Here is a 19,790-nt window from a genome sequence, read left to right on the forward strand (position 1 = left end):
TCGCCATGCGCCTCATCCTCGACATCGCATTGACCCACATTTCCGGCCGAGGCCGACAGACGGTCGTCGCGATGCTGGGCGTTGCGGTCGGCGTCGGCTTCTCCATTGCGATGGCGGCATTGATGCAGGGCGGCCAGGATGATTTCGTCCGCCAGCTCGTCGACACCATGCCGCATGTGCAGGTGACCGACGAAGAGCGCACGGCCAGGCGGCAGCCGGCGGAGGACCTGTTCGACGCCGCGGCCATTTCGGGCCTCCGGCCGCGCGACGACCGTCGCGGCATCATCAATCCCACCGCCGCCCTCTCCTGGCTCGACGGCTGGACTCCGGGCCGTTTCGCCGCGACTCTCAAGGCACAAGGCGTCATTCGCTATTCCGGCCAGGAGGTCGGCGCTGCGGTCATCGGCATCGATCCGCAGGCGGAGCCGCGCGTTTCGCCGATCATCGGCGACTTCAAGGCCGGAAGCTTCGCGGCACTTGCCGCCGGCGGCAACAATGTAGTGATCGGCGATACCATGGGGACCCGGCTCGGCGCCAAGCTTGGCGACACGATCACCGCCGTCTCTTCCGAGGGGCTGACCCGCCGTTTCAAGATCGTCGGTCTTTTCCACACCGGCACGACGGCGCGTGACGAAGGCGAGGCCTATGTGCTGCAGAAGAACGCACAGATCCTTTCGGTCCGACCGAACGCGATCAATGAAATCAACATCAAGCTCGACAACCCGAACGCCGCGCCTGCGGTGGCCCGCCGGATCGAGGCGGAACTCGGCTACAAGGCCGTCGCCTGGCAGGAAGCGAATGAATCGATCCTCGAGGCGCTCGTCGTGCGCAACGTCATCATGTACACGGTCGTTGCGGCCATCATGCTTGTCGCCGGCTTCGGCATCTTCAACATCATCTCGACGATCACGCACGAAAAGGCGCGCGACATCGCCATCATGAAGTCGCTCGGCTTCACCGAGGCCGACATGCGAGTGCTGTTTGTGCTCGAAGGGGTGGCGATCGCAACAGCCGGCACGCTGCTCGGTTGGGCGTTCGGCTTCGCGATGGTCTATGCGCTCTCGCTCGTCCGCTTCGAGATATCCGCGACCGGCCAGGAAATGACCCGGCTGCCCATTGCCTGGAGCATGCTTCACTATTTGATCGCCGCCGCCTTCGCGCTCGGTTCGGCGGCCGTCGCCGGCTATCTGCCGGCAAGGCGAGCGGCCCGCGCCAATCCCGTCGACATCATCAGGGGCGCGACATGAGTACGCTGATCGAAACAAGGGATTTGACGCGTATTCTGAGAGAGACCATACCGGTCACGCTGGTGAAGGACATATCGCTTGTCATCGGCGAGCAGGAATTCGTCGCGGTCACCGGGCCTTCGGGTTCGGGCAAGTCGTCGCTTCTCTACCTGCTCGGCCTACTCGACCAACCAACCAGCGGCACGCTCAGGATTCGCGACCGCGACACGGCGCTGATGGACGAGCGGGAGCGGGCTGCGACCCGCCTTGCCAATATCGGTTTCGTCTTCCAGTTCCACTTCCTGCTGCCCGAGTTCACCGCCCGCGAGAATGTCGAGATTCCCATGCGCAAGCTCGGTCGCCTCGCCCGCGACGCGATGCGCCGGCGGGCGAGTGATCTGCTCGCAGCACTCGGTCTTGCCGATCATCAGAACAAGCGACCCGACCAGCTGTCCGGTGGTCAGCGCCAGCGCGTGGCGGTGGCCCGCGCGCTCGCCAACGATCCACCCCTGATCCTTGCAGACGAGCCGACCGGCAGTCTCGACAGCAAAAGCTCCGAGCAGGTGTTCAAGACCCTGGAAACACTCGTGCGCGAGCACGGCAAAACCGTGGTGGCCGTCACCCATGATCTCGACATGGCGGCCCGGATGGACCGGCGCCTCGACCTCATCGATGGACGCCTGACCACGGAGACGGACACGGGCGCGACCTCAGGCGAAAGCCAGACCCCGGACACCTGAGCGGGACGTCAGCCCAGACCGAAGACGACGTCACTTTCGGTGAGGGTTGAAAGCGAGACGTCCTCGATCAGGATGCCTTCGAAATTGGAGCCGTTAAAGGCAACGAACACGCCGGCGGCCTTCGCGTGCGCTGCGGCAAGAAAATCGGCATAGCTGTGAATGCCTGTGGCGTCCTGGGCCTCCGCGGAAAAGGCGATCCGGTCGCCCTGCCGGGTATTGAAGTCGAGAATGCGATCGATGCCCGTCTGACCGAGGATTTCGGTAGACCAAAGAAACGTGTCGGCACCGCTGCCGCCGATCAACACGTCGGCGCCGTTGCCGCCGCTCAACAGGTCATCCTGCGCGCCACCGTCGAGATAGTCCGCACTGTCGCCGCCGAAGAGCTGATCATTACCCGAGTATCCGTAGAGCGCATCGTTGCCGCCCCGCCCGTCGAGAATGTCGTTGCCGCCATGCGATTCGAAGGTTTCGTGGTCGTCGCCCCCCCGCAGCACATCATCGTGAATGCCGGTCGACACTCTGAAATTCTCGACATTGACAAAGGTCAGTCCGGTCTGCGTTACCCCGCGCGTCACATCGAAATCGATCGGATCCGGCAGCGCCCCGAGCGTGAGGCTCAGCAGATCCCGCCCTTCACCGCCATCGACCTCGCCACGGAAATGAGCGTTGAACCAATCGTTTCCGGCGCCGCCGCGCATGATCGATCCGTCGCCAAGGCTACCGTTGCCAGGAATGGTATCCGAGAACGTATCGTCGCCGGCACCACCGTCCAGCACGTCCGTTCCGCCGTCATTGGCGAACCTATCGTCGCCGCCGCCACCAAAGGCGATGTCGTCGCCCAAACCAGTCGATATAGTGTCGTTTCCCGCGCCGCCGTCGATGCGGTCGCTACCGTCATCGCCATAAAGCGAGTCTCGTCCGGCCCCGCCTTCGAGATGGTCGTCGCCGGAACCGGCATGCACCACGATATAGGCGAGATTGGCCGTGATCACTCGATCGTTTCCACTGCCGAGCGCGAGGCTCGCCTCCTCGATGCCGCGCAGAACCGTACCGGTCGACGCTTGGCCGGCACCGAAATCGACAGTGAGGTCGCTCGTGCGCTGCGTCTCCTTGATCAACAACCAGTCCTGGCCCGCGCCGCCGTCGATCTCGGCGGAGAAGAGCGTCGATATGATCTGATCGCGGCCGTCTCCGCCAAAAAGACGATTGGCACCGAGCCCATCGGTGATCATGTCGTCCCCTGCGCCGGCGTCGACGAAATCGTTGCCGGCGGCCGTCTCGATGACGTCGCTCAGCGCGCTGCCCGTAATAAGGTCGCTGCCGCGTCCCGTCGTCAGCACGATCCGCTCGACATCATGATACTCGACGAAAAGATGCCGCTCCGCCGGTGTCTGGTATCCAACGATGCCGTGGCCGTTCTCCAGGTTGAACACCACGGGAGCCGCTCCCGCCGAGAGATCGACCGTCAGCATATCGTCTCCAGCGCCGCCGAAAACGGTGCTGCCCGTCCCGACGAGAACAAAGCGGTCGTTTCCGTCACCGCCGTCGAGACGGTCGTGACCGCCGGTATTGGTGATGATGTCGTGTCCCGCACCCGCATGGACGACGTCGTTGCCGGCACCGGTCGAGATCCGATCGCCCCCGGCGGTGCCGGTGATGCGGTCGTCGCCGCTGCCCGCGAGCAGCCGCAGCCACTCGATATCGTGGAAAAAGATGTGTCGACCACTGGCACTCGGGTCGCCAACATAACCGTGGCCACTGGCGCCGTTGAAGACCATTCGTTCGGTGCCTTGCGAGAAGTCGACGACGAGGCCGTCAAAGCCCTGGGCTCCGGTAACCGCACCACCGGTCCCGGTGAGAACGATCTGGTCATCGCCGGCGCCGCCGTCGATCCGGTCGTAGCCGCTCGAACTCGTCAACATGTCGGCATGCGCCCCGCCGTCGACAAAATCATCACCACCGCCGCCATCGATCGTATCGCGGCCGGGGAGGCCCCATATGTAGTCGGTTTCCTCCGAGCCTTTCAAAACATCGTTTGAGTACGAGCCTGCGATCTTCGCCATATCGCCATCCTCTTCGGCCGATTTATATCAATACTTGCACTGGTCCGAATAAAATCAACCGGTAGCAAATGTATTTAGGTAACATTCCAACGCAACATGAATAAACTTCCAAATTATTGGTATTTTAATTTGAAATATATATTAGAAATTTCGAGAACAGATCTGCCGATCACAAGATCGCACGGACGAAATGGTAGGGAAATGCGGCAGGTTGCTCTGAAGTGAAACCGCGATCTGCGGAAAGACAAAACTAGGAGATGGTCGTGGCAAAGAGGAACTTTCAGGGGAGCGGCGCGCGGCAAGTCAGCCTATGGCGCGGAGATCGCAAAAAAGGGAGCGCCAACGCTTCAGGACACGTCAGTCTGTCGTGCGCCATGCCGTTTTTTAACGGCGGGCACTTCAACGGCGAGCAACAGGCATCTCACTCTCACCGCTTGGCTGTTAGTCGCGCGGCAATCTGCCAAGGAGCAGCTTGTTCCCTTCCCTGTTCTCGCAACGCGAACATTTCAGCGTTCGGGCAATGAAATTAAGCGGGGTAGCGTATCCATATGCACTGGCGATCAGCCGGCGATCGACCTGTCCCTGGCGCCGGCACTTGCCGCATTTCGCCACAAGCACATACCATTCCGGCAGTTGCTCCAGGGTCGAGCCATAATCAGCAACATCTTCGCGCGGCATCAGATCGATACTTCGACGATGCCTCATGGTCATTCCTCTCGAAGCTGCGTCTCAATCAATGCGCATCCCTGCGAACAGCTGCGGAATTTCTGGGCCGGACACACGAGCCTAATACCCTCACAATCGCCGCCCGGCATCCTCGTCTGCGCCTTAAGTCCGCCTGCCTTTCTAGAAGGCCTTCAGCGTACAGAACCGCCGAGTTGCAACGAAAGCTGCACGCCACCGCGTTTCAATCGGGGCAGAGGCGGTGTCATGTCGATACGTCCGAAAGTCCGCTTTCGCCACTCAGCCTCGCGTTCACGCTTCATCCGAGCCGCGGCCACGGCCGCCATGGCGCGCTCGATCACCTCTTCCGTGTGGGTCATGGTTTCTGTCCGATTCATGGGAAACCTCCGCTTTGTTCTTGTTATGTTCTTATTTTAGCACTCCAATGTCAACTCCCTCTCCGGCACCGGTCGATTCGCGTTCGCTTGGATCAGCGCTGCAAGTCCCAGCCTGCGGCCGATGGGAAGCCAGTTCCGCTGTTGCCAAGGCAACACAGCACGAAAGATCAGCATGGCTCGACAGCTGATTTCCTTTTGTTTTCAAGCATCGGACAGCCGGTCGAGCGTGCGCCTCATTAACCTTCGCATTGCCGAATTAACCATTTGTTAACCATTTCCTCGATACACCAAAGCAACGGAAAATTTACCAAGATGAACGATGTGTTAACTGAATCCCGGCCGATCCGCCTCAAGGGGCGTTCCTTCCTTGCACTCGCGCTGACGCCAGAATTGCCCTTCGAGGACTGGCTTCGGCGACTGGACGATCTCGCTTCCCGCTCCGCCGGTTTCTTCCTGCGGCGCCCGGTGGTGCTCGACGTCGATGGTCTGGATATTGATCGCCAGCAATTGCGCGATCTGGTCAGTCAACTGACTGCGCGCAATGTCCGGATCATGGGCATTGAAGGCGCGCGCCAGTCGTTGCTCGGCGCAGACCTGCCGCCTGCGATGAATGACGGACGTCCGGCCGCCGATTTCGAAGCGAAAATGGCGGAACAGGCCGAGAGAGCCGACGTCTCCGAAGGGGAAACCGAAACCGAAACCGAAACGGTCATCACGGCCGAACCGATCTCGGCCAAGGCGACACCCTCGATCGTCGTCACCCAGCCGGTACGCTCCGGGCAGTCGCTGTTCTTCCCAGAGGGCGACGTGACGGTCATCGGCTCGGTCGCCTCGGGCGCCGAAGTCGTGGCCGGCGGATCGATCCACATCTACGGCGCGCTGCGCGGCCGGGCGATGGCCGGAACCACGGGCAACGCATCGGCACGGATCTTCTGCCGCAAGCTCGAGGCAGAACTGATTGCGATCGACGGCTTTTACAAGACCGCCGACGACATGGAGCAGAACCTGCGCGGCAAAGCGGTGCAGATCTGGCTCGACGGCGAAGCGCTCAAGGCGGGAACTCTCGGCTAGGGCGAGACCAGGAAGAACGCGGGCGGTTGCCGCTCGCATCCCGCTTATGATTTCGGTCGAACCGACCCAAATCATAGAGACGCAAGGCGAAGGCGAATTCTTAAATACTTGGAGAGACGAATGGGCAAGGTAGTCGTAGTTACATCGGGCAAAGGTGGCGTCGGCAAGACGACGTCCAGCGCCGCATTGGGCGCCGCGCTCGCGCAAAATGGCGACAAGGTCGTCGTCGTCGACTTTGACGTCGGTCTGCGCAATCTCGATCTCGTCATGGGCGCGGAACGGCGCGTCGTCTATGACCTGGTCAACGTGATCCAGGGTGAGGCCAAGCTGTCGCAGGCGCTGATCCGCGACAAGCGCGTGGAGACGCTCTACCTGCTGCCGGCCTCGCAGACCCGCGACAAGGACAATCTGACGCCGGAAGGCGTCGAGAAGGTCATCGCCGCCCTGCAGAGTGCCTTCGACTGGGTCATCTGCGACAGCCCCGCCGGTATCGAACGTGGCGCGACGCTCGCCATGCGCCACGCCGATATCGCCATCGTCGTGACCAATCCGGAAGTCTCCTCGGTTCGCGATTCCGACCGCATCATCGGCCTGCTCGATTCCAAGACGCTCAAGGCCGAAAACGGCGAGCGCATGGAAAAGCACCTGCTGCTCACCCGCTACGACCCGGTGCGCGCAGAGCGTGGCGACATGCTGAAGGTCGACGACGTCCTGGAAATCCTGTCGATCCCGCTGATGGGCATCATCCCGGAAAGCGCGGACGTCCTGCGCGCCTCCAACGTCGGCTCTCCGGTCACGCTGGCGGACGGCCGCTGCGCCCCGGCGCTGGCCTATTTCGACGCAGCGCGCCGGCTGAAGGGCGAAACCCTGCCGATCACCGTTCCCGGCGAAAAGCGCAGCTTCCTCGGCAAGATTTTCGGAAGGAAAGCGGCATGAACCCGTTCCGTTTCTTCTCCCGCTCCCAGTCAGCCCCGGCCGCCCGCGAACGGCTGCAGGTGCTGCTGGCGCATGAACGCGCATCCGCCGGCGATAGCGATCTCGTCACCAAGCTGCGCGACGAAATCCTGAAGGCGATCTCCAAGCACATGCAGATCGACGACGACAAGGTCCGCGTCACGATGGAACGCGGCGCCCAGGTCTCGACGCTCGCGGTCGACATCGAGATCCCCTTCGATGCAAAGAAGGCGGCCTGAGAGGCCGCCGACCCGCTGGGCAGGTAACGTCGCTTAACACGCGATCCCGATCTCTTTGGCTGGACGATATCCCGACGGATCTCGTCCAGCTTTCTCGTGGAGAGATCAGAAGTCCGGCGCAACGCCGAAGACGAATTCCACCCTCTCGCCCGACATGTTGAAGTACTGGTGGTCGGTCCCCGCCGGGATGTAGAAGCCGTCGCGCGGGTTGAGCTCGAACCAGACCTGGCCCTCAGCCTCCGGCACGTGAATGTTCAGCGTCCCCGAGACGACATAAAGGCACTCGTCTCCTTTATGGCGCTCGATGCCGGTGCGTTTGCCCGCAAGCAGCGTCGTCTTGCCGACGGTCAGCTGGTCGGTCGCGCAATATAGCCCGGTATAGGCACCCTGCGTTTGCTGATCGAGGCTCCAGAGCAGATCGGCGTCGCGCATCGGTTGGATCGTTCGGGCCTTGCGCTGCGCCTCCGCCTCCATCGGCCAGCGGCCGATGAACTCGCTCTGGCCGTAACGCGACTGCTCGATTTCGAGATAGGGCTTGGTGCGGGCATAGGGACCTGACGTGCCTTTGGCCGGCGGCGGCGCGAAGAATTCCAGCACGCGCAGCTGTTCGTTGCCGAGGTTGAAGCCATGGTGCCAGGTGTCCTTGCGGAAGAACAGCGCCTCGCCTTCCCTAGCGATGCAGAATTCGCCGGTCTCAGGATTGGCAAGGCCGAGCGTGCCGGAGAGCACGTAAAGAACCTCGTCGGCCCCGAAGATCGTGCGAAAGGCTTCCGTATGCTTGAAGCAGCCGCCCGGCTGCATGCCGAAGACGATCTGGTGGATGCTCTCCGTCGAGGCATAGATCCAGTCGTCGACCAGGCCGGCATTTTCCTCGCCCCAGAGGTGGCGCGTGACGCCTGCATAGGGGATGTGCGTAGGACGATCGAAAACGGGACGGGGAGACGGTTTGTAACCCATCGGAAAACTCCTGAATTTTGGGCGCGCAAAGCGAGCGCCAATGCGGGGGGATCTCTGCGCGCGGAGCGCGCTATTTCGGCGGTTGTACGTGCGTTCGCTCCAAAAGCCGGGCGGTGACGGCGCGCTTCATCTCGGGGTCGAGATGCATGACGTTGAAGACCTCCGCCAGCCACATGCCCTCAACCGCCAGTCGGGTGATCGTCGCCTCGACCGGGTCGAGGCCGTCGTTTTCGACAGCCGCCTGGCAGCGGATGTTCTGCTGGCGCACGATTTCGAGGAGATCGGGGAAGTTCGAAAGTGCTGCGGTAATGCTGGCGCCCAGGCGGTCATATTGATCGCCGGTGCTGGCGGCTTCGCCAAGCGTCGCACGCACATAGGCGCGGGTGTAGCGGCCATGCGGCTCCTCGTCTTCGGTTTCGAGCCCGGAGAGGCCGGTCTCGAAACGGTAGACGAAACGCTCGACCATCGCCCGCACCAGCGCGTCCTTGCTGGCGAAATGGTAAAGGATGCCGCCTTTGCTGAGGCCGGTTTGTTCCGCCACTTCGTCGAAGGTGAGAGACGACACGCCCTTACCGACGACGATCGCTTCGGCGGCGGTGAGGATGCGGTCACGTGCGGTTTCGCGTTTTGCCATGTCGATACAACCCAAAATGTTGGAAACGTGCCTGCTATAGCCCTGAACTTTCCCGCAGGCGACCGACGATCTCAGCCATCAGCGCCAGGTCCTCACGCGAGTCTGAGAGCGTCGTCTTCGGTTTCGTGCCGTTGATCAGATGGTCGTGAAAGACGCGCAGCTCGACTGCGAAGGGATCGGTATAATCGGGGCCGAAGCTCCGTGTTTCCGTCTCGGTATCGGTCGAGTCGATCACTTCGAGCGAGGTCGGCAGGTTGCGGATATAGGGCGTGTCATAGCTGACCCGCAGCTGGCGGCGATCTGAGAGCACCTCGATGCGCGCGTCGAAACGGGCGACATTGTCGATCATGGCTTCGTAGATCGCGGTGAAATGACCGTAGTCGAACAGCGCGACAATGGACTCGCCATTGGCTTTGTGGTGCGCGGCAATGACGCGCTTCGGCAGGCCGATCAGCTCGCGCATCGCCGAGAGACTGTGCGAGGACAGGCCCGTCAGCACCTGATAGGCCCGCATCAGGTCGGCGGGCGCATCGTCACCGACCACCTGTTTCAGCAGCGCCGTCGTCTGCGCCCGGGACTCCGCGAGGAACGCGGCGTCGAGATCATCAGGGTAGAAGATGTTGCGCGTCTGGCGAATGAAGAACGGGCCCTCGCAGATGATGTCGCGGACGCGAACGTAACGCACATCGTTCTGCGCCGGCATCATCGCCTTGGCACGCAGGAAGCTCGGCGAATAGCGGCGCATGTAAGCGACGAAGAGCAAGCGATCGGCGGCCTCGGCCAACGGCGCGACGGCGTCGATCTCGCCGAGCGTCAGGCAGGCGGGCTTTTCGAGGAACACGTGCTTCTTCGCTTTCAGCGCCATTTCGAGATAGTAGCTGTGCGTCTGGTCCGGCGTCAGGATGAAGACGGCATCGATATCCGGCGACGAAACGAGCGCTTCTGCGGTCTCGTATTTCTTCGCTCCCGGGTAACGGGCCGAGCAATAGGCCGTCAGGCTCGGCGAGACATCGTAGACGCCGGCGATTTCGAAGAGCTGGCGATGATCGGCCAGGATCGGCAGATGCATCAGCTGGCTGACTTCGCCAAGCCCGATCAGACCAACACGAACGACACGCATGTGAGTACCCTTTCCGCCTCGAATAGAGGCCATTTCAACCCTTGACCGCGCCGGCCGTCAGCCCGGAGACGATGTGTTTCTGGAATAGGAGTGCGAGAACGATCAGCGGCACCGTGACGATGGTCGAGGCGGCCATGATCGCACCATAGGGGAATTCGTAGCGGCTTGATCCGGAGATCAGCGCGATCGCCACCGGCACGGTGCGGTTCTCGTCGGTCAAGATGAATGTCAGCGCGAACATGAATTCGTTCCACGAGGCGATGAAGGCGAGCAGCCCGGTCGAGATCAGCGCCGGCCCCATCATCGGCAGGAAGATGCAGCGCACGATGCGCAGCGGCGAGCAGCCGTCCATGATCGCCGCCTCCTCAATCTGCTTCGGCAGGTCGCGCATGAAGGTGGTCAGCACCCAGATGTTGAAGGGCAGCGTGAAGATCATATAGGCGAAGATCAGCGATCCGATCGTGTTGTAGAGCCCGAGCCAGCGGATCATCTCGAAGAGGCCTGAGAGAAGCGCTATCTGCGGGAACATCGAGACCGCGAGCACCAGCAGCATGATCGGCGAACGGCCGCGGAAATCGATGCGACCGAGCGCGTAGGCGGCGCCGACGGCGAGCAACAGCGACAGCGCCACGACCGAGAAAGCGACGATCAGCGAGTTCAAGAGCGAGCGCAGGAAGACCCCGTCGGAAAGGATCGCCTGATAGTTGTTGAACTTCAGGTCTGGCAAGAAGGTCACGTCGAAGATCGCCTGCCCGGACTTCAGCGACGAGGCGATCATCCAGTAGAACGGAAACAGCGTGTAGAGCGCGACGATGCCGAAGAGGGCGTAGATCGCGATCCGGTGCAGGCGCCTGCCGGTGTTGCTTCTGACCATGTCAAACTCCCATGAGGCGGCGATTGAGACGGAAGACGGTGACGTAGATCGCCGTCACCAGGGCGATCATTAGGAAGACGGCGGTGCTGGCGGCTGAGCCGACGCCCATGTCCTGGAAATTGACGAGAACCTCGCGGGCATAGATCGAGACCGTCTTGGTGTCGTCGCTGTTGGAGGACAGCACGTAGCTGAGGTCGAACATGCGCAGCGCATCGAGCAGGCGGAAAAGCACGGCGACGGCGATGCTGGGGGCCAGCAGCGGCAGCGTCAGCGAGGTGAACTGCTTCCATGCCGGCACGCCATCGATCGAAGCCGCTTCATAGATGCCGCGCGGCAACATCGACAGTCCCGCGAGAATCAGGAGCACCATGAACGGCGTGGTAATCCAGACGTCGACCGCGATGATAACCGGCATGACCAGGGCGGAATTGGCGGTCCAGGCAACGCCAGTCTCGATCAACCCGGCAAGCTTCAGCACATGGTTCACGATGCCGAACTGGTCGTGCAGCATCCATTGCCACATGCGCGCGCTGACGACGACCGGGATCGACCAGGGAATGAGAATGATCGCCCGCATCACGCCGCGCCCGGCGATATGCGAATTGAGGAGAAGTGCGATCGTCAGGCCGAGCACGGTCTCGATCGAAACGGAGATGACGGTGAAATAGAGCGTGTTGCGGACCGACTGCCACCACAGCGGATCCTCGAACAGCGCCCGGTAATTGTCGAAGCCGACATAGCTGTAAAAATCCGGCTCGGTGAGCAGGGCGTCGGTGAAGGAAAAGAGAAAGGTGCGACCGAGCGGCCAGAGCGCCACGCCGGTCAAGACGAGCAGGCTTGGCGCGAGAAAGAGCCAGGCGGTGCGAACACGGGCCTGCCGCAGTCCTGCCGATCGTGAGCCCGACATCATGACCTCACGCTCCCTTGGCCGAGAGCGCCCTGTCGTCGGCGCCGAAAAGATGCGCCTTCGACGTCAGCCAGCCGACGGTGATGTCGGCATTCGGCTTGAGATCGGGCTTGCCCTGCGCCTTGACGACCAGCGACTGGCCATTGCCAAGCCGGGCGTGGACGAGTGCCTCACCGCCCAGGGGCTCGACCAGTTGCACTGACGCCGGCAGGCGGATATCGCCGCCGCCGAGGATGAGGTCCTCAGGCCGGATGCCGACGCTGACCTCGCCTTCGTAGCCGAAATTCTCGAGGCCATGGCGGGCATCAAGCACGTCGAGGCGGCTCCCGCTTCCGTCAATTGCAAGCTTTCCCGTGAGAAAATTCATGCGCGGCGCCCCGATGAAGCTGGCGACGAACTTGTTGGCCGGGTGCTCGTAGAGTTCCATCGGTGTGCCGACCTGCGAGATATGGCCGTCTTTCAGGACGACGATGCGATCGGCAAGCGTCATGGCTTCGAGCTGGTCATGCGTCACATAAACGGTGGTCGCTTTCAGCTCGCGGTGAATGCGGGCGATCTCGACGCGCATTTCCATGCGAAGATCGGCATCAAGATTGGACAGCGGTTCGTCGAACAGGAAGAGCTTCTGCGAGCGGACGAGCGCGCGGCCGATGGCGACGCGCTGCTGCTGGCCGCCGGAAAGCTGGGCCGGACGCCGCGCGAGCAGATGCTCGATCTTGAGGAACCGAGCGACCTTCGCCACCCGCTCCGTGATTTCGCCGGCGGCAAGCCGTGCCGTTTCCAGCGCGAAGCCGAGATTGCGCTCGACGCTCATGTGCGGATAGAGCGCATAGGACTGGAACACCATGGCGATGCCGCGACGCGCCGGCGGCGTCTCGTTCATGCGCTCGCCGCCGATCTGAAGTTCTCCGTCCGAGATTTCCTCAAGCCCGGCGATCATGCGCAACAGCGTCGATTTTCCACATCCTGAAGGCCCGACGAAGACGACGAACTCGCCTTCTGCGACGGAAAGGTTGACCTTGTCGATCACGGTCAGGGCGCCGAAGCGCTTGACAACATTGGTAAGGGCAATTCCACTCATTGGCGCACCGTCCGGTTGGCAGATCTGTTTGCGAGTGCTGCGACGCCGATGGCGCAGGCCGCATCACCGAGAAGGCTCGGAACAATCGGCAGGTCGCGGGCCTGATCGGCCCAGATGAACGGCCGCGTCAGCGCCGCGAGCCTTGCATTGACCGAGGGATCGCCGCCGATGCCGCCACCGAGAATAAGCACGGCCGGATCGAGCGTGTTGACGAGCTGGCCGAGATAGGAGGCGAGGGAAAGCAGGCCGTCGGCGACCATGCGCGCGGCCCGCGGGTCTTCACTTTCAGCGTCGAAGAGCTGCAGCGCGCTCGCATCAGCGCGGCCGATCAATCGGCCGTAACGCTCGCCGAGCGCCTTGCCGCTCGCAAAAAGCTCGAGGTTGTGGCGAACCTCAAGGTCCTGCCGTTCTCCGGCAAAAGCGACGAGGTCGCTGCCGGAGAAATGGATCGCGAAGCCACGGGCGCCGGCATAGGGCACACCGCTGATGACCAGCGAATGCGACAGCCCGGTGGAGATGGTCACATAAACGAAGGGGTCGACGCCGGCGCCGGCGCCGATCCAGCCTTCGGCGAAGGCAGCAGCCCGCACGTCGCTGTCGATATGCAGCGGTCCGAAGCCGCCAAGACGACCGTGATAGTCGAGACCGCGCCAGTCGAAGTTCCAGGCGGAGGCCGGCTCGCCGCTGCCGGTCACCAGTTCCGGCAGGCAGACGCCGAGCCCCGTCGTCTCGACCCCAAGCGCTTCGCCTTCATGACGAATGGTCTCGGCCAGCGAGGCGACCAATTCCAGCACGGCGGCACCGCCTTCCCGGCAGGAGGTCGGCTCGGTGCGCTCGGCGATCACGGCACCGTCGGCAAGGCGGACAAGGCAGGCCTTGGTCTTCGTTCCCCCGACATCGATGCCGATGGCATGCAGGCTCATCACCGCGCTCCCCATTCACCGGCAGCGTCGGCATCGGCATAGAGTTCGGCCATCCGGCATTCGGTGGCGATGGTGGCGGGCCAGCTCGGATCATAGGCCCGCGCGCTCGTCAGGCGATAGAAGGCGTGGCGCTTGCCTTCGCCCCAGACGATCATCGCCACGGCCTTCGACTGCTCGGCGATCGAGCCGATGCCGATCGTCACGCCATGCGAGGGAACGTCGTCGATACCGGCAAAGTCCGGAAAGGTCGCGAGATTGTCGCGCCGCGTCTGTTCGGCGAGAGCAACGATGCGGGTGCGGCTGTCGCGGACCGAGCCAGGCGGGTTGAAGGCGATATGGCCGTCGCCGGCGCCGGACGCCAGCAGGAAGAGATCGATACCGCCGGCGGCAGCGATGCGGGCGTCGTAGTCGCCTGGAGCCTCGATATCCGGCATCCAGAAGTTTTCGGACGGGATGCGGAAGCGATCCGGCAGCGCGGCATTGATCCGGCCGACGATCTCGCGCTCGCCGAAGCCACGGCAGGAATAGTGCGCCGAGGCCGGCGGCGCAGCAAAACCGTCGCCTTCGGCAGGATGCAGATATTCGTCCATCATGACGATGATCAGCCGGGAGCAATCGGCCGGCTCTTTCGCAAGACGACGACCGAGCGCCTCGTAGACCGGCAGGGGGCTGCGTCCACCCGGGCAGCCGAGCACGTAGTTCCGGCCAGCGGCGGTCGCCGCCCGAATGCCGGCGATGATCCTTTCCGCTAGGCGTTCGCCGATGGCGGTGGGCGTATCGTGGATTTCAACCTTCATGCCTTTGCCCCGGTCGTGAGGAGCTGCGAGACGAATTCGTAGTTGCGCCGGGCGATCGCTTCCGGCGTATCGGGATGGTTCCGCGCAAGGTCCTGCTCGATGACCAGCGGGCCGTCATAGTCAGTCTCGCGCAGCGCCGAAACGAACGCTGTAATGTCAACCACGCCGCGGTCGAGATCGGTCATGATGCCCTCTTCGAAAGCGCGGTCCGAGTGGATACCTTCGGAGAGCACGCGCTCGCGGAAGGCACCGTCGACATTCTTCAGATGCACCGAATTGATCCGCTCGCGATGCCGCCGGTAAAAGGCGATCGGGTCGGCCTTCCAATAGGCATGATGGCCGGTATCGAGGCAGAGCCCGACGAGGTCACGATCCGTCTCGGCAAGCAGGCGTTCGATCTGCTCTTCATGCTCGACGCAGGTGCCGACATGCGGGTGGAAGCTGAACTGCAGCCCGTAACTGCGGGCAATGGCAGCCGACCGGTTCGTCTGATCGATGACGGCGCGCCAGCCAGCCTCGTCGACGACGCCCATGCGGTCCTTCGGATAGAACTCCGACTCGTCCATCAGGATAAAATGGGTGCCGCCGACAGCCGCGAGTAGTTTGCAGATCGCCTGGGTCTTTTCTTCAAGAACCGACCATGAGGATGCATCGGCAAGTGTGTGGACATGGGCGGCCGCGACGACCTTGAGATCGCGGCTCTCCAGCTCGGATGTCAGTACCGTGGCGTCGGTGGAGAAGTAGCCGTAGGGGCCAAGCTCGGTATGCCGGTATCCGGCCGCACCGATGCGGTCGAGATAATCGGTCCAGCCGAGGTCGTTGCCTTGTGGCCAGTAGATGCCCCAGCAGCACGGTGCGATCGCGATATTCACGTTGGCTTCCTCAATTCCAAATGTCAGGGATTGTTGGCAGGCCCGCCGGAGCAGGCCCACCTGCAGGGGCGTTACCACCCACGCGCCTTCAGCCGCTCCAGATCGCTGCTGACCTTGGTCAGCGCGTCCTCGGCGCTTTCCTTGCCGCTCAGCACATTGTGCACGCCGTTGAAGATCCGCTGCGACACGCGGTTGTAGGAGGCGCCCGTCACCTGCGACGGCCGCGAGGCGCTTTCGGCATAGGCCTTTTCGGCAAACTGCAGCGACGGATTGGCGGCAAGCACGTCCTTGTCCTCGTAGAGCGCCTTCAAAGTTGGGCTATAGGCTTGCAGCGCCCGGCGTTTCTGTTCCTTGGCACCTGTCAGGTAACGCACCAGGCTCACCGCCGCGTCGACGTCATCGGCATATTTGGAAACGCCGAGCAGGCCCGCGCCATAGCAGCCGCTCGACTTCTGGCCGTCCGCACCGACGGGCAGCGCCATGACGCCGATCTTGCCGCGAAGCGACGAGTCCTGCGCCTGGGTCGTGCCCCAGACATAGCTCCAGTTGCGGTGGAAGACGGAGTTTCCGGCTTCAAAGACACCGCGCGACCCCTCTTCGTCGTAGTTCAGAACACCTTCGGGGCTGATGGTGTTGATCCAGGAGTGGGCGAGATCGAGCGCCTTGACGGCCTCGGGATTGTTGGCGGTGATCGTGCCATCGGGCGCGATGAAATTGCCGCCGCCGAAGGAGGCGACCCATTCGAGCGCATCGCAGGTCAGCCCCTCATAGGCGCGGCCCTGCCAGACATAACCCCACATGTCGGGGCTGCCGGCCGCGCGCTCCTTGTCCTGGATGAACTTCGCCGTTTCGGTCAGCTCCTGCCAGGTCTTCGGTTCGCCCTTGCCGTACTTTTCAAGCAGATCCTTGCGATAGAACATCAGGCCGGCATCGACGAACCAGGGCATGGCGAGCAGCTGGCCGTTGATGGTCGCGTCCGCAAGCGAGGATTCGAAATGGGCGGAGACTTCGTCGGCCGGGACCTTTTCGCGCAGGTCGACGAGATGCGGCGCCAGCGTTCCGACCCAGATGTTGTCGAGCGTCAGCACGTCGACATCGCCGGACTTGCCGGCGAGCAGCTGCTGGTAGAGCGGCAGCGCCTCGCCCCAGTTGGCGGGCATCTTGTTGATCTTGACGGTATTGCCGGTTTCTTTGGCCCAGGCCTCGGAGGCCGACTGGCAAAGCTCGAGCTCGGCACCGGCCGAACTGCAGAAAATCGACACTTCGGCTGCAGCCGCAGGATAGGCGGCAAAAGCAACGCCGGCCATGGCGGCCGCCTTGAGACACTTCATCCAACGCATTCTCGTCTCCTCCCCAGAAAACGTGTTGTTGCGATCAGCGATAATTGAGCTACTATACCGTCCGGACGGTACAGTAAAGTGGAAAAAATTGCGGAGCGGCCGGGACACCCAAGAAACTATCCACGTCTGGCCGCCTTCGAGGACCCACGTTGCCGACTCCGGTGGTTTGGGGAGGATTGTTGTGGAGGCAACTGCTATGTCGATGAATTATGGGGACGCGGACACCCGAACGAACGCGGGACAAGGGCGTCCTGGTGACATGAGGGAGTTGAAGGGTATGTTCGCGTCCAGAGCCCTCAGGCTTCCGAAGCAACTCGAACAGATCGCTTTGGTCGCGCTGGCGAGGCCGGACCTGGTTGCCTTCGGCAGCGCCCGGTCGATCGCGCTCGCCTGCGCTGTATCGCCGACGACGGTCGCCCGTTTTGCGACCGCCCTCGGCTTCAACGACTTCCGTGACCTGAAGGCGTTCTTTCAACAACACCTGCGAAATGCGCGAATGATTTCAGCCTCACCGTAAAACACGCCCGCGCTCAGGCCGCCTGCTGCGGCAGCGGCCCGACATAGAGCGAACGCGGCCGGATCAGGCGCCCCTCCAGCGCCTGCTCGCGCGCATGCGCAATCCAGCCGACCGTGCGGCCGATGGCAAAGACGCCGGTAAAGGCATCGCGCGGAAATCTCAGGGCGTCGAGCAGAAGCGCCGTGTAGAATTCGACATTGACGTCGAGCGGCCGGTCGGGCTTGCGCGCCTTCAGGATGGCAAGCGCCGATTGCTCAACCACTTCGGCCAGCTGAATGCGGCCACGATCCAAGGGATCAGCTGCGATGAGCTGTTTCAGCGCGCCTTTCAACGCATCGGCGCGGGGGTCGCGGACGCGATAGACGCGATGGCCGAACCCCATCAGCCGTTCGCCGCGGTCGAGCGCCTCCAAGAGCCAGGCGTCCGCGTTACCAGCGGTCCCGATCGCATCCAGCATGTCGAGCACCGGCCCCGGGGCGCCGCCGTGGAGCGGCCCCTTGAGCGCGCTGATCGCGGCAAGTACCGAAGACGTGAGGCCGGCCTTCGTGGAGGCGACCGCGACGCGAAGGTGGACGCATTGAGGCCGTGATCGGAAATCGTCACCAGATAGGCGTCGAGCGCCGCCACCTCTTGCCTGCTCGGCACTCTGGCGCCGAGCATCGCGAGAATATCGGCGGCATGGGACAAGGTCGGTGTCGGCGCGACCGGCGTCTTGCCCTGCTGCAGGCGCAGCGCCGCCGGAAGGAAAACCGCGGGAGCGGCGAGCAGGCGCAGTGCCGTGTCGAGATCGTCACCATCCGGAAGCCGGGCGATCAGCGCGCGCATGATGTCGACCGGCTGCAGTCCCAGCAGGGCGTCGTCGATGGCGCGGACATGGGCGAACACTTCCGCCCGCTTCTCACCCAGGCACCTGGCAAGTTCGGTCCGATCCGGTGCCGGCCCCAGCAGCCCGCCGAACAACAGCGCCACGACATCTTCATAGCTTGCGTGGCCGACCAGGTGATCGAGCGAGACGCCGCGGATGATCAATTGACCAGCTTCACCATCCACATGGGAGAGCTGCGTTTCGGCGGCAACGACGTCTTCAAGTCCGTTTTTCATCAACATGTTTCTCCTTTACGCGGAGAATGATCCGGCTTAGTTCTATTGACGTCAATCTTGATGCAATTGATCAACATGAAGACACTCTGGATCACCGCCGATGAGGCGCTTGCACGCCTCGGCAGCAAGCGACAGACGCTTTATGCCAATGTCAGCCGCGGGCGCATTCGCGCCAAGCCCGACCCGTCCGATCCGCGCCGCAGCCTGTATCAGGCCGACGACGTGCAGCGGCTGGCCGAGCGCCATGCCGGGCGGCGTCAGGCCGCTGTCGTCGCGGCCGAAGCCATCCGCTGGGGCGAGCCCGTCCTGCCGACGACGATCTCGAACATTGCCGGCGGCCGGCTCTTCTATCGCGGGCACGACGCGGTCGAGCTTTCCGCCAAAGCAACATTGGAGGAGGTCGCCGCGCTGCTTTGGCAGTCACCGGAGACCATAAGCGTGCCCGCCGTCAGCGACCATGACAGCAGCCAGTCGCGCCAGGCCGCGACCTTTCGGCTTCTGGCGGGCCGGATCGAACGCGACCTGCCCGCCCTTGGCCGCCGGCCGGCCATTTTGAAGGTCGAAGCGGCGGAAGTGCTCGCGACCGTCGCGACGGGACTGGCTCCATCCAGAGAGCTGGTGCCGCTGCACCAGCGCTTGGCCCTGGGCTGGAAGCGGCCGGAAGCGGCAGAGCCGATCCGCAAATGCCTGGTGCTGACCGCAGAGCACGAGCTGAACGTTTCGGCCTTCGCGGCCCGCGTTACCGCCTCGTCAGGCGCAGCACTTTCCGCCGCGACGCTTTCCGGTCTTGCTACGCTCACCGGCCCAAGGCACGGCGGCGCGTGGCTGAGCGTCACCCGGCTCGCCGAGCAGGCCGCTTCGGTCGGTGTGCGCGAAGCGATCCGCGGTATGCTGTCCTCGGAAGGCGTGGTTAGAGCCTTCGGCCACCGGCTCTATCCCGACGGCGATCCGCGCGCCAAGGCAATCATGGCGAGCTTCAAGGTTCCGGAACTCTACGCCGCGCTCGCCGAAGCCGGCGAAGACCTCCTGGGCGAACCGGCCAATCTCGACTTTTCGCTGGCCGCGCTCGCCGCTCGGTTCGATCTCCCGGAGGATGCGCCCCTCGTCATATTCGCACTCGCGCGCACCGTCGGCTGGCTCGCCCATGCGATGGAGCAGGTGCAAAGCGGCGAGTTGATCCGGCCACGAGCACACTACACCGGATCCTAGTTCTGCATCTCGCCGTATGGTCTTGATCCGCCCTCGGCTGCCCACGTTGGAGGCCAGGCTCTTAAGAATGAGCCAGTGGGGCATGCAGAAACAATGTCAGTCAA

Annotated in this window: 20 protein-coding genes and 1 pseudogene; 7 read left to right on the top strand and 14 right to left on the bottom strand. The window is 63.0% G+C overall.

The window, feature by feature from the left end:
* Nucleotides 1-5: 5 nt before the first annotated feature.
* Entirely contained in the window at nt 6-1,247 is a 1,242-nt protein-coding gene (locus tag BBX50_RS26480; RefSeq protein ID WP_065778260.1) for an ABC transporter permease, read from the top strand.
* A complete protein-coding gene (locus tag BBX50_RS26485) occupies nt 1,244-1,966 on the top strand; it encodes an ABC transporter ATP-binding protein (protein WP_065778261.1) in 723 nt (240 codons plus the stop codon). Before BBX50_RS26480 ends, BBX50_RS26485 begins: the two co-directional genes overlap by 4 nt.
* Before the next feature lie 8 nt (nt 1,967-1,974).
* Here the strand turns inward: BBX50_RS26485 and BBX50_RS26490 are convergent, their stop codons facing one another.
* The 3 genes from BBX50_RS26490 to BBX50_RS26500 all read right to left on the bottom strand — a co-directional run bounded on the left by BBX50_RS26490 (nt 1,975) and on the right by BBX50_RS26500 (nt 5,072).
* On the bottom strand, nt 1,975-4,029 hold the full coding sequence (locus BBX50_RS26490) for a calcium-binding protein (RefSeq protein WP_083213809.1): 2,055 nt from the start codon (nt 4,027-4,029) through the stop codon (nt 1,975-1,977).
* 441 nt (nt 4,030-4,470) lie between these two features.
* Nucleotides 4,471-4,734 (bottom strand): hypothetical protein, encoded by a 264-nt coding sequence (locus tag BBX50_RS26495; protein WP_065778262.1) that lies wholly within the window; start codon nt 4,732-4,734, stop codon nt 4,471-4,473.
* A gap of 152 nt (nt 4,735-4,886) precedes the next feature.
* Nucleotides 4,887-5,072: a hypothetical protein gene (locus BBX50_RS26500; protein ID WP_065778323.1), complete on the bottom strand. Its 186-nt coding sequence runs from the start codon at nt 5,070-5,072 to the stop codon at nt 4,887-4,889.
* A 330-nt stretch (nt 5,073-5,402) separates the two neighbouring features.
* Between BBX50_RS26500 and minC the strand changes: the two genes are divergently transcribed.
* The 3 genes from minC (at nt 5,403) to minE (ending at nt 7,354) form a co-directional block, all read left to right on the top strand.
* On the top strand, nt 5,403-6,161 hold the full coding sequence (gene minC, locus BBX50_RS26505) for a septum site-determining protein MinC (protein ID WP_065778263.1): 759 nt from the start codon (nt 5,403-5,405) through the stop codon (nt 6,159-6,161).
* Nucleotides 6,162-6,281: 120 nt separating this feature from the next.
* Complete coding sequence (gene minD / locus BBX50_RS26510) at nt 6,282-7,097, top strand: septum site-determining protein MinD (RefSeq protein ID WP_065778264.1); 816 nt, start codon at nt 6,282-6,284, stop codon at nt 7,095-7,097.
* Entirely contained in the window at nt 7,094-7,354 is a 261-nt protein-coding gene (gene minE / locus BBX50_RS26515; protein ID WP_065778265.1) for a cell division topological specificity factor MinE, read from the top strand. Before minD ends, minE begins: the two co-directional genes overlap by 4 nt.
* Nucleotides 7,355-7,459: 105 nt before the next feature.
* Here minE and BBX50_RS26520 read toward each other — a convergent pair whose 3' ends face one another.
* The 10 genes from BBX50_RS26520 to BBX50_RS26565 form a co-directional block, all read right to left on the bottom strand.
* The gene (locus tag BBX50_RS26520; protein WP_065778266.1) at nt 7,460-8,311 is read right to left on the bottom strand and encodes a cupin domain-containing protein; all 852 of its coding nucleotides are present in this window, start codon (nt 8,309-8,311) and stop codon (nt 7,460-7,462) included.
* A gap of 70 nt (nt 8,312-8,381) precedes the next feature.
* On the bottom strand, nt 8,382-8,945 hold the full coding sequence (locus BBX50_RS26525) for a TetR/AcrR family transcriptional regulator (protein ID WP_065778267.1): 564 nt from the start codon (nt 8,943-8,945) through the stop codon (nt 8,382-8,384).
* Nucleotides 8,946-8,979: 34 nt separating this feature from the next.
* Nucleotides 8,980-10,065: a Gfo/Idh/MocA family oxidoreductase gene (locus tag BBX50_RS26530; RefSeq protein WP_065778268.1), complete on the bottom strand. Its 1,086-nt coding sequence runs from the start codon at nt 10,063-10,065 to the stop codon at nt 8,980-8,982.
* 34 nt (nt 10,066-10,099) lie between these two features.
* The gene (locus BBX50_RS26535) at nt 10,100-10,939 is read right to left on the bottom strand and encodes a carbohydrate ABC transporter permease (protein WP_065778269.1); all 840 of its coding nucleotides are present in this window, start codon (nt 10,937-10,939) and stop codon (nt 10,100-10,102) included.
* A 1-nt stretch (nt 10,940) separates the two neighbouring features.
* Entirely contained in the window at nt 10,941-11,846 is a 906-nt protein-coding gene (locus tag BBX50_RS26540; RefSeq protein WP_065778324.1) for a sugar ABC transporter permease, read from the bottom strand.
* Nucleotides 11,847-11,853: 7 nt separating this feature from the next.
* A complete protein-coding gene (gene ugpC, locus BBX50_RS26545) occupies nt 11,854-12,927 on the bottom strand; it encodes a sn-glycerol-3-phosphate ABC transporter ATP-binding protein UgpC (protein ID WP_065778270.1) in 1,074 nt (357 codons plus the stop codon).
* On the bottom strand, nt 12,924-13,850 hold the full coding sequence (locus BBX50_RS26550; RefSeq protein ID WP_065778271.1) for an ROK family protein: 927 nt from the start codon (nt 13,848-13,850) through the stop codon (nt 12,924-12,926). Before BBX50_RS26550 ends, ugpC begins: the two co-directional genes overlap by 4 nt.
* The gene (locus tag BBX50_RS26555) at nt 13,850-14,647 is read right to left on the bottom strand and encodes a 6-phosphogluconolactonase (RefSeq protein ID WP_065778272.1); all 798 of its coding nucleotides are present in this window, start codon (nt 14,645-14,647) and stop codon (nt 13,850-13,852) included. The genes BBX50_RS26550 and BBX50_RS26555 overlap by 1 nt, the downstream gene beginning before the upstream one ends.
* Nucleotides 14,644-15,519: a sugar phosphate isomerase/epimerase gene (locus BBX50_RS26560; protein ID WP_161490880.1), complete on the bottom strand. Its 876-nt coding sequence runs from the start codon at nt 15,517-15,519 to the stop codon at nt 14,644-14,646. Before BBX50_RS26560 ends, BBX50_RS26555 begins: the two co-directional genes overlap by 4 nt.
* Nucleotides 15,520-15,590: 71 nt before the next feature.
* Entirely contained in the window at nt 15,591-16,859 is a 1,269-nt protein-coding gene (locus BBX50_RS26565) for an ABC transporter substrate-binding protein (protein WP_244513172.1), read from the bottom strand.
* Between the two features lie 277 nt (nt 16,860-17,136).
* Here BBX50_RS26565 and BBX50_RS26570 point away from each other — a divergent pair, with 277 nt between their 5' ends.
* On the top strand, nt 17,137-17,376 hold the full coding sequence (locus tag BBX50_RS26570) for a MurR/RpiR family transcriptional regulator (RefSeq protein ID WP_083213824.1): 240 nt from the start codon (nt 17,137-17,139) through the stop codon (nt 17,374-17,376).
* Between the two features lie 13 nt (nt 17,377-17,389).
* Here BBX50_RS26570 and BBX50_RS26575 read toward each other — a convergent pair.
* Nucleotides 17,390-18,483, bottom strand: a pseudogene (locus BBX50_RS26575) (citrate/2-methylcitrate synthase).
* A gap of 69 nt (nt 18,484-18,552) precedes the next feature.
* On the opposite strand from BBX50_RS26575, the gene BBX50_RS26580 reads away from it, so the two are divergent.
* A complete protein-coding gene (locus BBX50_RS26580; protein ID WP_065778327.1) occupies nt 18,553-19,686 on the top strand; it encodes a citrate synthase in 1,134 nt (377 codons plus the stop codon).
* Nucleotides 19,687-19,790 lie beyond the last annotated feature (104 nt).

This window comes from Ensifer sp. LC11 (assembly GCF_001695835.1).
Taxonomy (GTDB): Bacteria; Pseudomonadota; Alphaproteobacteria; order Rhizobiales; family Rhizobiaceae; genus Ensifer.

Excerpts from the sequence above, each read along its gene's own strand:
- BBX50_RS26480 (WP_065778260.1), top strand. The coding sequence starts at position 6 with ATGCGCCTCATCCTCGACATCGCATTGACCCACATTTCCGGCCGAGGC.
- BBX50_RS26485 (WP_065778261.1), top strand. The coding sequence starts at position 1,244 with ATGAGTACGCTGATCGAAACAAGGGATTTGACGCGTATTCTGAGAGAG.
- BBX50_RS26490 (WP_083213809.1), bottom strand. The coding sequence starts at position 4,029 with ATGGCGAAGATCGCAGGCTCGTACTCAAACGATGTTTTGAAAGGCTCG.
- BBX50_RS26495 (WP_065778262.1), bottom strand. The coding sequence starts at position 4,734 with ATGAGGCATCGTCGAAGTATCGATCTGATGCCGCGCGAAGATGTTGCT.
- BBX50_RS26500 (WP_065778323.1), bottom strand. The coding sequence starts at position 5,072 with ATGACCCACACGGAAGAGGTGATCGAGCGCGCCATGGCGGCCGTGGCC.
- minC (WP_065778263.1), top strand. The coding sequence starts at position 5,403 with ATGAACGATGTGTTAACTGAATCCCGGCCGATCCGCCTCAAGGGGCGT.
- minD (WP_065778264.1), top strand. The coding sequence starts at position 6,282 with ATGGGCAAGGTAGTCGTAGTTACATCGGGCAAAGGTGGCGTCGGCAAG.
- minE (WP_065778265.1), top strand. The coding sequence starts at position 7,094 with ATGAACCCGTTCCGTTTCTTCTCCCGCTCCCAGTCAGCCCCGGCCGCC.
- BBX50_RS26520 (WP_065778266.1), bottom strand. The coding sequence starts at position 8,311 with ATGGGTTACAAACCGTCTCCCCGTCCCGTTTTCGATCGTCCTACGCAC.
- BBX50_RS26525 (WP_065778267.1), bottom strand. The coding sequence starts at position 8,945 with ATGGCAAAACGCGAAACCGCACGTGACCGCATCCTCACCGCCGCCGAA.
- BBX50_RS26530 (WP_065778268.1), bottom strand. The coding sequence starts at position 10,065 with ATGCGTGTCGTTCGTGTTGGTCTGATCGGGCTTGGCGAAGTCAGCCAG.
- BBX50_RS26535 (WP_065778269.1), bottom strand. The coding sequence starts at position 10,939 with ATGGTCAGAAGCAACACCGGCAGGCGCCTGCACCGGATCGCGATCTAC.
- BBX50_RS26540 (WP_065778324.1), bottom strand. The coding sequence starts at position 11,846 with ATGTCGGGCTCACGATCGGCAGGACTGCGGCAGGCCCGTGTTCGCACC.
- ugpC (WP_065778270.1), bottom strand. The coding sequence starts at position 12,927 with ATGAGTGGAATTGCCCTTACCAATGTTGTCAAGCGCTTCGGCGCCCTG.
- BBX50_RS26550 (WP_065778271.1), bottom strand. The coding sequence starts at position 13,850 with ATGAGCCTGCATGCCATCGGCATCGATGTCGGGGGAACGAAGACCAAG.
- BBX50_RS26555 (WP_065778272.1), bottom strand. The coding sequence starts at position 14,647 with ATGAAGGTTGAAATCCACGATACGCCCACCGCCATCGGCGAACGCCTA.
- BBX50_RS26565 (WP_244513172.1), bottom strand. The coding sequence starts at position 16,859 with ATGCGTTGGATGAAGTGTCTCAAGGCGGCCGCCATGGCCGGCGTTGCT.
- BBX50_RS26570 (WP_083213824.1), top strand. The coding sequence starts at position 17,137 with ATGTTCGCGTCCAGAGCCCTCAGGCTTCCGAAGCAACTCGAACAGATC.
- BBX50_RS26580 (WP_065778327.1), top strand. The coding sequence starts at position 18,553 with ATGAAGACACTCTGGATCACCGCCGATGAGGCGCTTGCACGCCTCGGC.